Here is a 14,113-nt window from a genome sequence, read left to right as displayed (position 1 = left end):
ATGGATGAAACCGCAGCTAAACTAAAAACGTTAGATAAGTTAGTGCAAACTATTTTGAAAGAAGAAGCACCTATACGAGAAAGTTATTATTTGAATAATTGGTACAGGTATAAGAAGAACATTAAAGACTTAGAGGCAACTGGATTAAGCAATGCAAAGAGATTGTTCAAAGCACTTAAAGAGCTTTCTACAGAAGATAGAAATTTCCTTGCGACTAAGTACGACAGACCGACAATCGAGCGAGGACTAATTAAAGCACATCCCAGCGATCAAATTGTTGCCGATGAGTTGGATATGGAAGCAAGCGAATACACGAAACAAAGGCGAGCAGTACAAAAAAAATTAAAGTTAATTATGCAAGAACATAGTGATAAGGAGCGTATGGATAAGTATGAAAGAATACAAAATATAAATTGAGGAGAAACCGCATGAGAAATAGAGAAGACAGATTACTATTCACTTTAGAAGGCAGTTTTTATAAAAAGATTCACGAGGGTTATAACACATCAGTGTATTTGTTTCATGATGATACGGCTGGAAACTTATCCGTTGGCGTTCATGATGATCTAGATATGGAGATTGGAAAAGAGTATCAGATTGAAGCAGCAGCGTACGGACACATGAGAGAGAAATCAGGCGGAAAAATTATTTATAGTAATCGTATTACAGTAGCAAACATCAAACCATTAAATAAAACTAAAACAAAAGGGGATAAATAAAATGACAAACTATTATACAAAAGAATTAAACGTAAAGAACCATAAGAAAGTGAAACAATTCGCTGGGGAAGTTGATAGAGTAATCGCTGAAGTAGTGACACTGAAACAAAAGAAAGAACTATCATCTGAACGTATTCCAGCAATCAAAGAAGCATTGACTCACTTAGTCACTGATGTAGATATCATCAATGATGAAGGTAAACGTAAGTTGGTACTGAAACGTAAGAGAGAACTACAAGACGAGCTGGACGAACTGGAGCTATTCGCACACATGGATATTGAATCCTATAAGCAGAAACAGTTAGATCCGTTGCTTGAGTTAGGAGAAGAAGCAAGCAAGGAATATAGAGAGTACTCTGATCGGACAGATACATTACTCAAAGAAGCACGTGAAGAACTGAAAGAAAAAGAAACTGAAATCTTATTGGCAAGGCGTGACCATTCGTTTAATAAATATAGTAAGTACTATGATGAGATGAAACAGAAAGCAAGAGTGGAACAAGTCAAAGCTGAAAGAGAAAAAGAAAAAATAAAAAACGAACAAGCAAAAATTATTCACGTAGACAAAGATGGAAATGAAATAGTGGGTAGGGTTAACTGGAAGAAATAGGATAAGCGCAAACAAGCGAGGGTGGAAGAGAAGCGTTTAGCAGAGATTGAGCTAAACAAACCGCACGACCTAATATGTAATAACTGTGGTGAGCCATTCAAGAGCAAGCGTAAGAAGATGTATTGTTCCAATAAGTGCATGCACAAATACAACCACGCTAGAAAGACATTGCGCAGAAGGAAGTGGGCTGAGCGTAACGGACAGGTTGAGTGGGATATAACAGTAGACAAGTTAGTCAAACTATATGACAACACATGCTACTTATGTAGTGAAGAGTGTGACAGTCAAGACTATGAGCAGAGGGACTATAGAACGTTCATTGCTGGTAGTAACTATCCATCAATAGAGCATGTCATTCCATTGAGTAAAGGTGGAACACACACATGGGATAACGTAAGGCTCGCACATATTCATTGCAATATAATCAAGAGTGACAAACAGATAGACACTAACAAAGAACAACTACAATTGCCGGTGTGACGAGAGAAGTTAACCGGTTCTGCCCCCGTCCGCTCAAAAATAGTTAAAATATTTAAGACCGGCGGTGAAGAAGTACGTAACGCACAAGAGGTTATATAGACCGTGTAGGTATCGAGGAAGAAAGGAGGTGTGTCAGTGGCAAAAGTTAGCGAGATTAAAAACGATAAAGAGGTACAAAGAAAAATCAATAAAGAAATGAAACGATTAAATGGTTTATTTGAGAAGATACCAAAAGAAAAGAAAGACGTTGTGCAATCCTTAATTGATAGTGCTTCATTTCATACGGTTATCTTGAATACGCTAGAGAAACACATCGCAGAACATGGAACGACCAGCCAATATCAAAATGGAGCTAATCAGTGGGGAACTAAGAGAAGTCCAGAGGTGGAAGTATATAATTCAATGATTAAAAACCATATGGGAATTATTAAACAGCTCACTGATCTAATTGATAAAACAGGTGGAGAAACTGATGATGGTTTTGACGCATTCTTACAGAAAAGATATTAATAAGCTGAAAAGGAGACGAACAAATGAGTAAATATGATGAATTAAAGAAAGAAATAGCTGTAAAAAACAATGAGTATGGGAAAAACATTGATAAGTTATTGGCTAAATCTTCACTCACAAAAAGAGAAAAACAAAAGATTAGAATCAAATTTAAAATAGATAGTTTATTGAGATAATATTTTTAGTGCTGATTCAATAAAATAAAGGAGGTGATAAAATGGAAAAAGAAATTAGATTGGGAAATAAGCTCACTACTGAAGATATTACAAAAGATGAGTATATCACACGCATGCAAGAACGGTTTGCAAATAGTGGAAAATCTACTTTAAGTGAAACGGAACAACGTGAACTTAAAAAGAAGATTATGCTTAAAGAAATTGATTCAATGCTGGTTTAACATATCAAAAGGCTATCCATTCAGTTGGGTAGTCTTTTGATATTGTAATTACAATCACACAAGTATTTGTGAAAATGTGTTGGAAAGGGTTTTCGAAAAAGATACAATGGGTATAGGTGATGAGTAGATATAGTGAAGAATCGGTGGAGAGTGGGATGTGCAAAACAGAAGAATGGAGGAGTATTCAGATGAATTTTATTTAAAAAGTAAAAGAACTAGCTTCTTCAAGAGATAGTAACAACTTAGAGGATTTCAGAAAAGAAATGAAGCAACGTGAACAAGTTACAGATGATTCTATAATGAAAATAAGGAGTGAAGACATGGGCTTCTCACTTCAAACTAAAGGCATTGAATCATACAAGAATAAACAATTTGATGAAGCCGAAGAGTATTTCGTGCAAGCCATGGCTAAAGGTTTCTATTCCCCAGGCGGTTTACTGTATCTTGCTAAGATATACAGAAAGAAACAAGATTATTCTAGTGAACTAGCATTATTAGAAATAGGATTGCAGCGTTTAAAGGATGATGGCGATAATAATTATGGCCAGAATATTGTGAAGTTAGAGGAACGGTTGTCTAAAGTGAAACACTTAAAAGAAGCCCTGGATAATTAATACCTTTAAAGTAGTTGTGGCAGGTGTATGATCCGTAACATTAATATTAAATACAAGCCGTTAATTTTAAAAAAATAGTGATAGGAGTTTTTACATATGATAAGCACACCAAAGAAAACAAAAGCAGATGAGCTTTACAGCCAATTTAAAAAGGAAGTTGATACAGTTATCATTGACGATCAAAAAGATATAGGTATGGAAGAGATATACGAACTAATGAAGCTATCTGAATACGACTTAGCGAGGGCATTATATACGGCTTACAGTTTAGGCTATTCACGGAACGCAGATACCACATCTCATATATAATTACAAAACGTATTCTTATGACCAGCACACAAGCCATGTGTACATTGCTGACCTATAACGTTTCACGAAGCTATCTGAAATGACCTTAGGATTACCATGAGAGACACCGAAATGCCGGCACTAAAGCATTGATGGCCACATTATCAATTTATCCACTCATGTTATTTATAATAGGTTTATTGGTATTCATTTTATTTTCTACACTAGAGGTAAGAGAAGGGCAGACTCATCGCCAGAGGCATATTTAATCGATTTAAGCGTTTTTGAACGTTCACTTTGCTAGTTGTATAAATGGGGAATAGCGTTCTAATAAGCTCATATAAAGCCTATAAGCATAGTGCTGTTTACTAGAGTTGTATTTTAGGATACACTGAATCATTAAGCTAATTATTTTATGGATCAAATTTATAATGCAGCGTACGAAGACAAAATAAAACCACTCTATAAAAGAGTGGCCTATTTCCCCATTGCCCTGCACAAACACTTGCAGTAAAACCTTGCATATAGTCCTTGCATACGTGCTTATTTTGTATTGATAGCTATTGTGCTATGAAATAGTTTCTTCTATTATATATACTCGAATATTGTACATTGTTAAATCACATTATCAAGGCTCTTCTAAACCCCTCGTCTCCATTTGAAAAGCTTTAAATTCAAGTGTTAAACAAATAAAAAAGAGTTCAAAAGGTTGTTATATCAACTTTTTGAACTTTTTTTATTTTTAATGAACATGGGAGTATTGATCTTTTTATTTAATGATTTACATTATGTAATCTAATCATATGATTTTCTACAATAGTTTCCACCTTTTGTTCCGATGTCAACAGTATATTGTTTGAAAGTTTTAGTTAACAGTCGATAAAAATCATCTGTTAACGGGTGGTAGTCTATAAAAGGGCAAGACTGTACAGAAGAAATTCAAAGAATTCGTATGACATAATAGAAATACCAAGCAGAAAACCCATTTAGCTCATTAGAAATTAGATGAGGAGGTCTGACTATCCCTGTCCAAACTTTCTTGTTTATTAATTCTTTAAAGCCACCTAACAAAGATCTTCATGAAAATGGGCAAAAAAAATCAAATAATTGTCTTGCCGATACATTATTATTAAAATTAGCATGATTTGGATGGAAGTTGATCAATATATATATAGAATAAAATTTAAGGAGAAAAATATGCTCTATAAAACACACGTAACAGTTACTTATGCACTCGCATTACCACTATTGATGTCAACGGATTCCCTCTTCATTGGAAACGTAGTTGCGTTAGGAATTGGATCTGTTTTTCCGGATATAGATCATCCAAGATCATATATTGGAAGAAGGCTACAAGGAGTCAGTCACATTGTAGGAAAAATATTTGGACATAGGGGACTTGCACATTCTATTGTAGGGATTTTTTTCTTCTTGTATCTGAGTCGGTTTATTCTCTTTCATTTACAATTGCCAATAGAATGGGGAGATTGGTTTATACTCGGATACATTAGCCATATGGTAGAAGACTCTTTTTCAAAAACAGGTGTAGCATGGCTCCAGCCAATTTATAATAAGCGTATACAGTTCGGATTCAAAAGAATTTTTTATACTACGGGGAAATTTACAGAAACAGTTATTTTCTTAATATCATGTGGGGGTCTAGTTTATCAACTGTTTTATTTTTGATAAAGACGACTTTCGCAATAAAAATCTAAACATATAATAATGTTATTACTATTGTATCAAAATTATTTAGGAGTATAATACTGAAAGTAGTTGAAAAATAAATGATTTTAATTTAGTGAAAGTGTTCTTGTGAAACAACTAACTTGCATAAGCGATTAGTGGTATGGCGGAATGAAAGACTCTTTTTTAAAATAGAAGAAAATTATAATTAGCATTTATTTTTCTTATTTGTATTTGCGAGGTATACTTAATAAGAAAGAGAAAGGAGGGTTTTTAATGAATCCGGTCATCGATGAACTTTATCAAATTGAACAAAAAACTGTGAGTATAAAAGATTCTATTAGTGAAAAAAAAGAGGAAATCAGACAACAATTCGAGAAAGAACAAATGCAATTTGAAAAAGAGCTTAAAGAGGAAACTCAAGAAGTGATTGCTGAAGTTCAAAAACATTTCCAAGAGACAGAGAATAAGAAACAAGTTGAATTAGATCGGCAATATCAACTAGAAATTGAGGTTTTAGAAACAGAATTTCAAAATAAACAGGTAGAAATCATTGAAGAACTTTTTGAAAACATGATTAAACTTTGAGGTGAGTCGATTGCCAAATGAATATATTGCTATAGTAACAAAAATTCGCGGTATGGAAGGCAAACTTTTAAGTAAATCTTCCTTTGTAGACATGACCTATCTTAATTCCTCTATTGAGGTTGTCTCTTTTCTAAAAAAACAGCCTGAATACCGCCATCTATTTGAAGATATTCCTAAAACAAAGATGTATCGAAGCCATCTTGAGGCCTTACTTAATGCCTCTATTTATGAAAGCATGAATAAGTTATACCACTTTGCTAATTTCAAGCAAAGAGAGTTTTTGAAAATTTATGGTATCACTTATGAAGTGAGTGTATTGAAAAAATTCTTACGAAAAGCTTTTGATATAGACGAAATTTATGAAGAAATCAGCGATGAGTATTTAGGTCATTTAAAAAAACATTCCAATTTAGATTTTGAGGCTTTAAGAGCAGCGTCTTCGTTAAATGAATACCGGGAAGTGTTGAAAGGGAGTCGTTATTATAAAGCTATCGAGTCGCTGGAAAGTCTACAGTCTCCTCGATTGTTTGATTACGAAACGGCGTTGGATACTTTTGCTTTTCAACAAATTTGGAAATCAAAAAATCAATTATTAAATAAAAAAGAACAGAAGATATTTGAAAAATTATATGGAACGAAATTTGATTTGTTAAATATAATGTTTATTTATCGGTATAAAAAGTTTTATAATTTGCCACCGGAACAAATTATTACGCTGATTATTCCTATTCAACATAAATTACGAGAAAATGAATTAACAAAATTAATTCATGCGAAGGATTTAGATGAGTTTTGGAAAATAGTAAATGACACGAAATACAGTAAGTATATGGAGAATATTGAAAATGGAGTAGAGTTAGAAATTCTTTCAGATAATTTGTTGAAACAAATTATCGAACAGCAAAGAAAAAAAGATCCTTATTCTGTAATTTCCTTATATAGTTATTTAACAAAAAAAGAAGAAGAAGTAGATAAACTTACCACTGTTATAGAAGCGATTCACTATGATAGAAGACCTGATGAAATTCAGGAAATGATTGGTGTTAAAGAATACAAGTCACGTGAAAAGGGGGATAACAGGTGATTACCAAAATGAAAATGCTAACTATTTCTGGTCCAAAAGACGATATAGACCGTATGGTTGATGTGTATTTGTCTAAATATCAAATTCATTTAGAAAATGCATTGACTGAATTATATGGAGCAAAAACTTTGCGACCATATGTAAGTTCTAGTCCATTTAAAGAATATCTCGAAAGAATCAATATATTGATTGATTATATTGGTCCAGATGCGCTCGAAGATGTGCAAAATGTTGAAGAAAATAATGCTACATTAGAGACTATCCAACATTTGATTAAACAATTAGAAAAAGATACCAATCCTTATCATCAGAAAGTTGTCCAATATCAAACTGTAAAAGATAAAAAGCAAGAATCTTTAGATTTAGTAAAGCCTTTTGAAAATTTAGATTATCCCTTAGAAAAAATATTGAAAATGGATAGTATACGGTTTAGATTTGGGAGATTCACGAATGATAATTATTTAAAATTCAAAAAGTATGTATATGATATGACTGCATCCATTTTCATTGAATGTACGCAAGACGAAAAATACACTTATGGTGTTTATTTCACACCTATCACGAGTCTACAACGTGTAGATGCGATGTATGTCTCAATGAATTGGGAGAGGATTTTTATTCCAGATGATTTTACTGGAACCCCCAAAGAAAATAAAGAAAAATTGATGCAGGAAATCAATACGCTAGAAAAGCATATTACAGATAATCAAGAAATCATCAACAAAATCTTGCGTCCCTATAGGTTTCCCATCATAAGAGTCAAGAATCGCTTGGAGAAGTTGAATAATCATTTTAATATTCGAAAATATGCTGCATTAACACATGATGAGAATGTCCAAAAAGAAACCCGTTATTTACTTCGAGGCTGGATGCCTTCAAGAGAAGCGAAACAGTTTGCAAAAGAAACGGATCCCGATCCTAATGTGATTGTGATCGTGGAAAATGATGAAGACGAAAAGGAGGTGATACCCCCCACGAAGATAAATAATATTGGCATTTTTCGTCCATATGAAATGTTTATAAAAATGTATGGTGTTCCAAACTACAAAGAATTTGATCCAACTTGGTTAATTGCATCAACGTATTCTTTGCTTTTCGGTGCAATGTTTGGAGATGTAGGTCAGGGCTTAATTTTAGCTCTAGTTGGTTTTACGTTATATAAACAAAAACAAATGGATTTGGGGGGGATCATCGGCCTAGCTGGAATGTTTTCTGCTCTATTTGGAGTACTGTATGGTAGTGTATTTGGATTTGAAGAAATCATTCCTGCTCTTTGGCTCCATCCGTTGACCGCCATGTCGACGTTGCCCTTTTTGGGATCTATCAATACGATTTTTGTAGTAGCGATTCTATTCGGGGTATTTCTTATTTTCACAACTTTATTTTTCAATATATATAATAAAGTTCATGAAAAGGAAACAGGAGAGGCTATTTTCGATCGGAATGGTCTAGCCGGCTTACTCTTTTACACTTCTATGATTGGTATTATAGGACTGTATATGCTGAATCAACCTCTACCAGCAACTTTCTTATTGTTAATTATGTTTGGAGTTCCTTTACTGCTGATTGCTTTTGAACAACCGATATTAGCGAGGATCGAGCATATACCACGACAAGATGGAGGTAAAGGGACTTTGCTCGTACAAGCTTTTTTTGAAATATTTGAAGTTGTTTTGAGCTATGTTTCTAATACAATTTCCTTTGTTCGTGTGGGCGCATTTGCTGTAAGTCATGGTGCAATGATGCAGGTAGTGATGATGTTAGCGGGAGCAACAGATGGCGGGAGCATTAATTGGTTGGTCGTTATTTTAGGAAATATTTTTGTTACCTTATTAGAGGGGTTAGTCGTTGGGATCCAAGTATTGCGTTTAGAATTTTATGAAATTTTTAGTCACTTTTATAAAGGTGACGGAAGACAGTTTATCAATCACATAAATAAAAATTGAAATGAGGAATTTTAAATGAGTATGCTTATAAAAATCACGTTGGTCATCACCCTGTTTTTAGGTTTCGTAGTGCCATTTTCTTATTATTTTTCTGGGAAAAAATCACGTAATCGTTACAAGAAATCATTAACCGTAAATATCCTTTCTATTTTTGGTGGAATTGTTTTAGCGACAATCTTAGCCTATTCCCCAGATTTACATGTTGCAGCAACTGAGGTATCTTCTACTGCAGAAGCGACACTCACATCTACTCCTGGGTTTGCTACTGGAATGGGATACATTGCGGCTGCTTTAGTTACGGGCTTATCTTGTATTGGAGGTGGCGTCGCAGTTGCCAGCGCTGCGTCAGCGGCTTTAGGGGCTATTAGTGAAGATGATTCTATATTTGGTCGTTCCCTAATATTTGTAGGGTTGGCCGAAGGGATCGCTTTATATGGCTTAATTATCTCCTTCATGATATTAGGACAGTTATAAGAAATGAAAATGTATTTAATTAGTGAAAATATCAATACCTATACAGGTATGCGTTTAGCTGGCGTCGAAGGTGTAGTTGTCCATGGAAAAACAGATGTAAAAAAGGAGCTGCTGAAAGCAGTCCAAAATAAAGAGTATGCAATCATATTGATTACAGAAAAAATTGCAGAAGAATTTCCAGAAATAGTTTCCGATGTCCGATTAAATTATAAACAACCTCTACTTGTAGAAATCCCAGACCGTTATGGTACAGGGAGAAAAGAAGATTTTATTACTAATTATGTTAATGAAGCTATTGGCATAAAACTCTAATTAGTGGGTGATTGCTATGAATAATGATGAAAAAATTATTCTCTTTCAAGAGATGGCGTTTAATCATATAGAAAAAGAAGTACAAGAACAAGTTGAACAGTACAAAAGATCTTTAAAACAAATGTATGAAGAACAAAAAGAAACGAAAAGAAAAAAGGCATCAATTGAAGTTGAAACAGAAAAAGAGATACTCAAAAAAGAAAGTAATAAACGCATTGTCCAAAAGCAATTACAACAGCAAAGATCTATTTATAAAAAACAACAGCAACTGAAAGAAAATGTATTCAAACAATTACGAGAACGCATTGAACAATTTATGAAAACGGAAGAGTATATTTCTCTGCTCAAAAGACAGATAGATAAAATTTTAACGATTGCTAAAGATGAAGAAGTAATGATATATATAGATGAGAATGATGAAGAGCTTATCCCACTATTAGAGGAATATGCAAATCATTCGATAACTGTCTCCACTCGTCCTTTTATTGGTGGAACACGGGGTGTTGTTCAGTCGAGACGGCTGTTAATAGATCAATCCTTTTTAAGGAAATTAGAGGATGCGCAGGCCAACTTCTCTTTTGATTACACAAAGGAGGAAGATTAAATCGTGAAAGAATTAGGTAAAGTTTATGGTATAAATGGACCGGTAGTTTATGTTAAAGGAAGAACGTTGTTTCAAATGGCCGAAAAAGTTTTTGTGGGACGTCAGAAATTAATTGGAGAAGTCATTTCTTTAAATAGTAAAATGACAACGATCCAGGTGTACGAAGAAACTTCAGGAATGAAACCGGGTGAACCTGTTTATTCGACTGGTTACCCAATGAGTGTCATCCTTGGACCAGGAATCTTGAATAATATATTTGACGGCATAGAAAGGCCACTAAAAGATATTGAAAAAATCAGTGGAGATTTTATTAAAAAAGGAGTTGAAGTGACTCCTTTAAATACCGAAAAAAAATGGCAAGTACACTTATTAGTTGCAGTTGGCCAGGAAGTGTTGGGTGGAACAATTATCGCCGAAGTACCTGAAACCAAAACTATTATGCACAAAGCGATGGTTCCACCAAATGTTGAAGGCACTGTTATAGAAATAGCTAATGATGGAGAATATACAATCGAAGAAACTATAGTGAAAATTCAACAATTAGATTTATCGATCATAGATGTAAAATTGGCTCAAGAATGGCCAATACGTATACCGCGACCAGTAAGTAAACGATACGAGAGTACAATTCCATTAGTTACAGGGCAAAGGGTAGTGGATACATTATTCCCAATTGCTAAAGGTGGAACTGCAGCTATACCTGGAGGGTTCGGGACCGGTAAAACAATGATGCAGCATCAAATTGCAAAATATTCCGATGCAGATATTATTATCTACATTGGTTGTGGAGAACGTGGAAATGAAATGACAGAAGTTTTAGAAGATTTTTCAAAATTAGAAGATCCTAAATCGGGAAATTCTCTTATGGAACGGACGGCATTAATTGCGAATACTTCCAACATGCCAGTAGCAGCTAGAGAGGCTTCGATATATACCGGAGTTACACTAGCAGAATATTACCGTGACATGGGATATGATGTAGCCATCATGGCCGATTCTACTTCTAGATGGGCCGAGGCATTAAGGGAACTATCGGGCAGATTGGAAGAAATGCCTGCAGAAGAAGGCTTTCCAGCATATTTGGCAAGTCGAATTGCATCTTTTTATGAAAGAGCAGGATTGATGCAGAATTTGAATGAAACAGAAGGATCAGTGTCGATCATCGGTGCAGTTTCTCCACAAGGAGGAGATTTTTCTGAACCCGTGACCCAACAGACCAAACGATTTGTTCGTTGTTTCTGGGGACTAGACAAAGCTCTTGCCTACGAAAGACATTATCCAGCTATTCACTGGCTCAAAAGTTACAGCGAATATGTGGGTGATTTGGCTGCATGGTATCGTGATAATGTATCCCCTGATTTTGTTAGCAATCGAAGCCAATTGATGGAAATATTGCATCAAGAAAGTGCCTTAATGGAAGTAGTCAAATTAATTGGTAACGATGTATTACCGGATGATCAAAAATTGACCATTGAAATTGCACGAGTGATCCGACTTGGATTTCTTCAACAAAATGCGTTTCACGCAGATGACACAGCCGTTCCGTTGGATAAACAAGCTAAGATGATGGCGATCATCCTCTATCTTCGGGAAAAATGTCGGTCTCTAATTGCCATAGGAATGCCAATGTCTCTTTTATTAAACGAAGACATTTTCCCAAAGATTATTTCTATAAAATATGATGTTCCAAATGATAAATTAGAACTGTTAGACAATTATTATGAACAAATCGATCTATTCTACAATAAAATTATGGAAAAAAATGCTTAAGGAGGGAATCAAGTGGCAATTGAATATTTAGGTCTTGACTCGATAAATGGCCCTCTTGTAGTTTTGGAAGGAATTCAAGATGCGGCATATGATGATATTGTAGAGTTTGTAGTGGAAAGAGAAGAACATAAATTAGGTAGGATCATAGAAATGTATGAAAATAAAGCAGTCATACAAGTTTTTGAGTCTACTGCTAACATGTCTTTAGATAATACCCATACAAAACTTACTGGTCACGCAATGGAACTCCCTTTAGCTCCAGAAATATTGGGAAGAACATTTGACGGGATCGGAAGGCCTATTGATGGACTTGGAGAGATAAATTATGTGGTAAAAAGAGATGTGAATGGACTTCCGATGAATCCAGTATCTCGAGAATACCCAAGAAACTTTATTCAAACTGGAGTCTCAGCAATTGATGCATTGACCACTCTGATTCGTGGACAAAAATTACCTATTTTCTCGGGTGATGGACTTCCACACGACCAGTTAGCTGCCCAGATAGTGAGACAAGCAAGCCTCAAAACTGAGGAAGAAGAAGAATTCGGAATAGTTTTCGCAGCAATGGGAGTGAAGCATGACGTCGCTGATTATTTTAAAAGAACGTTTGAAGAGAGCGGTGTTTTAGACCACGTAACGATGTTCTTGAATTTGGCTGACGATCCTGTTGTTGAGAGGTTGATCACCCCTAAGGTGGCTCTTACGGCTGCTGAGTATTTAGCTTTTGATTTAGGTATGCATATCCTAGTCGTTATGACAGATATGACTTCTTACTGCGAAGCATTAAGAGAAGTGTCTGCTTCAAAACAAGAAATACCTTCACGGAAAGGTTATCCAGGGTATTTATATAGTGATTTAGCAAGTTTATATGAACGCGCGGGGATTTTAGCAGACAAACCAGGTTCTGTTACGCAAATTCCCATTCTGACAATGCCGAATGATGATATTACGCATCCTATTCCTGATTTAACAGGGTATATAACGGAAGGTCAAATCGTTTTGGATCGATCACTAGAAGGAAAATCTATCTATCCGCCAATCAATGTTCTCCCTTCCCTTTCTCGCCTAATGAAAGATGGAATCGGGAAAGGCTTTACACGAGAAGATCATCAAGATGTTGCCAATCAGTTATTTGCCTCATATTCTAGGGTAACGGATGCTCGTTCTTTGGCCTCTGTAATAGGTGAGGATGAGCTGTCGGATATAGACAAGAAATATATCGAATTTGGGAATAAATTTGAAAGAGAATTTATTGGTCAAGAAAAAGATGAGAGTCGCTCAATAGAAGAAACCTTGGAAAAAGCATGGGAATTGTTGCGTATCTTACCTCGTCACGAATTGGATAGAATAGATACGGAACTATTAAATCAATATTATAAAGTAGGAAGGTGATCTTTGTGGTTGAAGATTTCACACCAACTAAAGGTAATTTGATGCAAGTATCGAAGACATTAGCACTGTCTGAACAAGGTTATAGCTTGATGGATAGAAAACGAACAATTTTGATTAATGAGATCATGGCATTAGTCGCAAAAGCCGAGACTATTCAAAAAGAAATCGATCAGACATTTCGTAGAGCCTATAAAGCCCTAGAGCAGGCAAATATTCAATCTGGAATTCATAACGTTCAAGAAATAGCAGCGACTGTCCCGATTGAAGACTCTATTCAAATGAAAGTTCGAAGTGTAATGGGAACGGAAATTCCACTTATTGATTTTGAAGAATCTCCGACACGCCCTAGTTATGCTTTTTATAGTACAAGTGCTTCTCTAGACGAAGCACGAGTAGCCTTTGAAGAAGTAAAAAAGCTGACTATTCAATTGTCCGTTATAGAAAATTCGGCTTATCGTTTGGCTAATAATATTCGGAAAACGCAAAAAAGAGCAAATGCTTTAAAAAATATATCGATACCGAAATTAGAAACAGCTAAAAATGAAATTGAATCAGAATTAGAAGAAAAAGAACGAGAAGAGTTTACACGATTAAAAGTGGTAAAAGAAAATATCCAAAAATCGTCAAACAAGTTTTAAA

Annotated in this window: 19 protein-coding genes; all 19 read left to right on the top strand. The window is 34.9% G+C overall.

Annotated features, from left to right (window positions below):
- The 19 genes from H626_RS0106145 (at position 1) to H626_RS0106050 (ending at position 14,112) form a co-directional block, all read left to right on the top strand.
- Positions 1-417 (top strand): hypothetical protein, encoded by a 417-nt coding sequence (locus H626_RS0106145; RefSeq protein WP_027108573.1) that lies wholly within the window; start codon positions 1-3, stop codon positions 415-417.
- 11 nt (positions 418-428) lie between these two features.
- On the top strand, positions 429-719 hold the full coding sequence (locus tag H626_RS0106140; RefSeq protein WP_027108572.1) for a hypothetical protein: 291 nt from the start codon (positions 429-431) through the stop codon (positions 717-719).
- A 1-nt stretch (position 720) separates the two neighbouring features.
- On the top strand, positions 721-1,329 hold the full coding sequence (locus H626_RS0106135; protein WP_027108571.1) for a hypothetical protein: 609 nt from the start codon (positions 721-723) through the stop codon (positions 1,327-1,329).
- Between the two features lie 117 nt (positions 1,330-1,446).
- Positions 1,447-1,809, top strand: coding sequence for an HNH endonuclease (locus tag H626_RS11790; RefSeq protein ID WP_425411627.1), 363 nt, complete (start codon positions 1,447-1,449; stop codon positions 1,807-1,809).
- Between the two features lie 135 nt (positions 1,810-1,944).
- Entirely contained in the window at positions 1,945-2,319 is a 375-nt protein-coding gene (locus H626_RS0106120) for a hypothetical protein (protein WP_027108570.1), read from the top strand.
- A gap of 23 nt (positions 2,320-2,342) precedes the next feature.
- Entirely contained in the window at positions 2,343-2,495 is a 153-nt protein-coding gene (locus tag H626_RS11465) for a hypothetical protein (protein WP_156883256.1), read from the top strand.
- Between the two features lie 41 nt (positions 2,496-2,536).
- A complete protein-coding gene (locus H626_RS0106110; protein WP_027108569.1) occupies positions 2,537-2,716 on the top strand; it encodes a hypothetical protein in 180 nt (59 codons plus the stop codon).
- A gap of 263 nt (positions 2,717-2,979) precedes the next feature.
- A complete protein-coding gene (locus tag H626_RS0106105) occupies positions 2,980-3,330 on the top strand; it encodes a tetratricopeptide repeat protein (protein WP_027108568.1) in 351 nt (116 codons plus the stop codon).
- A 96-nt stretch (positions 3,331-3,426) separates the two neighbouring features.
- Entirely contained in the window at positions 3,427-3,639 is a 213-nt protein-coding gene (locus H626_RS0106100; protein ID WP_027108567.1) for a hypothetical protein, read from the top strand.
- 1,176 nt (positions 3,640-4,815) lie between these two features.
- The gene (locus tag H626_RS0106095) at positions 4,816-5,304 is read left to right on the top strand and encodes a metal-dependent hydrolase (RefSeq protein WP_027108566.1); all 489 of its coding nucleotides are present in this window, start codon (positions 4,816-4,818) and stop codon (positions 5,302-5,304) included.
- A gap of 276 nt (positions 5,305-5,580) precedes the next feature.
- On the top strand, positions 5,581-5,892 hold the full coding sequence (locus tag H626_RS0106090) for a hypothetical protein (protein WP_027108565.1): 312 nt from the start codon (positions 5,581-5,583) through the stop codon (positions 5,890-5,892).
- Between the two features lie 10 nt (positions 5,893-5,902).
- Positions 5,903-6,976 (top strand): V-type ATPase subunit, encoded by a 1,074-nt coding sequence (locus H626_RS0106085; RefSeq protein WP_027108564.1) that lies wholly within the window; start codon positions 5,903-5,905, stop codon positions 6,974-6,976.
- Positions 6,973-8,922: a V-type ATP synthase subunit I gene (locus H626_RS0106080; RefSeq protein WP_027108563.1), complete on the top strand. Its 1,950-nt coding sequence runs from the start codon at positions 6,973-6,975 to the stop codon at positions 8,920-8,922. The genes H626_RS0106085 and H626_RS0106080 overlap by 4 nt, the downstream gene beginning before the upstream one ends.
- 15 nt (positions 8,923-8,937) lie before the next feature.
- Positions 8,938-9,396 (top strand): ATP synthase subunit C, encoded by a 459-nt coding sequence (locus H626_RS0106075; protein ID WP_027108562.1) that lies wholly within the window; start codon positions 8,938-8,940, stop codon positions 9,394-9,396.
- Positions 9,397-9,399: 3 nt separating this feature from the next.
- Positions 9,400-9,708: a V-type ATP synthase subunit F gene (locus H626_RS0106070; protein ID WP_027108561.1), complete on the top strand. Its 309-nt coding sequence runs from the start codon at positions 9,400-9,402 to the stop codon at positions 9,706-9,708.
- A 16-nt stretch (positions 9,709-9,724) separates the two neighbouring features.
- Complete coding sequence (locus H626_RS0106065) at positions 9,725-10,312, top strand: V-type ATP synthase subunit E (protein ID WP_027108560.1); 588 nt, start codon at positions 9,725-9,727, stop codon at positions 10,310-10,312.
- A gap of 3 nt (positions 10,313-10,315) precedes the next feature.
- A complete protein-coding gene (locus H626_RS0106060) occupies positions 10,316-12,082 on the top strand; it encodes a V-type ATP synthase subunit A (RefSeq protein ID WP_027108559.1) in 1,767 nt (588 codons plus the stop codon).
- Between the two features lie 12 nt (positions 12,083-12,094).
- On the top strand, positions 12,095-13,474 hold the full coding sequence (locus tag H626_RS0106055) for a V-type ATP synthase subunit B (RefSeq protein ID WP_027108558.1): 1,380 nt from the start codon (positions 12,095-12,097) through the stop codon (positions 13,472-13,474).
- 5 nt (positions 13,475-13,479) lie between these two features.
- Positions 13,480-14,112, top strand: coding sequence for a V-type ATP synthase subunit D (locus tag H626_RS0106050; RefSeq protein WP_027108557.1), 633 nt, complete (start codon positions 13,480-13,482; stop codon positions 14,110-14,112).
- Position 14,113: the final 1 nt, after the last annotated feature.

This window comes from Lacticigenium naphthae DSM 19658 (assembly GCF_000425865.1).
In the GTDB taxonomy this organism is placed as follows: domain Bacteria; phylum Bacillota; class Bacilli; order Lactobacillales; family Carnobacteriaceae_A; genus Lacticigenium; species Lacticigenium naphthae.
The sequence above is the reverse complement of the archived record's forward strand: the minus strand, read 5'-3'. Positions and strand labels throughout refer to the sequence as shown.

Excerpts from the sequence above, each read along its gene's own strand:
- H626_RS0106145 (WP_027108573.1), top strand. The coding sequence starts at position 1 with ATGGATGAAACCGCAGCTAAACTAAAAACGTTAGATAAGTTAGTGCAA.
- H626_RS0106140 (WP_027108572.1), top strand. The coding sequence starts at position 429 with ATGAGAAATAGAGAAGACAGATTACTATTCACTTTAGAAGGCAGTTTT.
- H626_RS0106135 (WP_027108571.1), top strand. The coding sequence starts at position 721 with ATGACAAACTATTATACAAAAGAATTAAACGTAAAGAACCATAAGAAA.
- H626_RS11790 (WP_425411627.1), top strand. The coding sequence starts at position 1,447 with ATGTATTGTTCCAATAAGTGCATGCACAAATACAACCACGCTAGAAAG.
- H626_RS11465 (WP_156883256.1), top strand. The coding sequence starts at position 2,343 with ATGAGTAAATATGATGAATTAAAGAAAGAAATAGCTGTAAAAAACAAT.
- H626_RS0106110 (WP_027108569.1), top strand. The coding sequence starts at position 2,537 with ATGGAAAAAGAAATTAGATTGGGAAATAAGCTCACTACTGAAGATATT.
- H626_RS0106105 (WP_027108568.1), top strand. The coding sequence starts at position 2,980 with ATGAAGCAACGTGAACAAGTTACAGATGATTCTATAATGAAAATAAGG.
- H626_RS0106100 (WP_027108567.1), top strand. The coding sequence starts at position 3,427 with ATGATAAGCACACCAAAGAAAACAAAAGCAGATGAGCTTTACAGCCAA.
- H626_RS0106095 (WP_027108566.1), top strand. The coding sequence starts at position 4,816 with ATGCTCTATAAAACACACGTAACAGTTACTTATGCACTCGCATTACCA.
- H626_RS0106090 (WP_027108565.1), top strand. The coding sequence starts at position 5,581 with ATGAATCCGGTCATCGATGAACTTTATCAAATTGAACAAAAAACTGTG.
- H626_RS0106075 (WP_027108562.1), top strand. The coding sequence starts at position 8,938 with ATGAGTATGCTTATAAAAATCACGTTGGTCATCACCCTGTTTTTAGGT.
- H626_RS0106070 (WP_027108561.1), top strand. The coding sequence starts at position 9,400 with ATGAAAATGTATTTAATTAGTGAAAATATCAATACCTATACAGGTATG.
- H626_RS0106065 (WP_027108560.1), top strand. The coding sequence starts at position 9,725 with ATGAATAATGATGAAAAAATTATTCTCTTTCAAGAGATGGCGTTTAAT.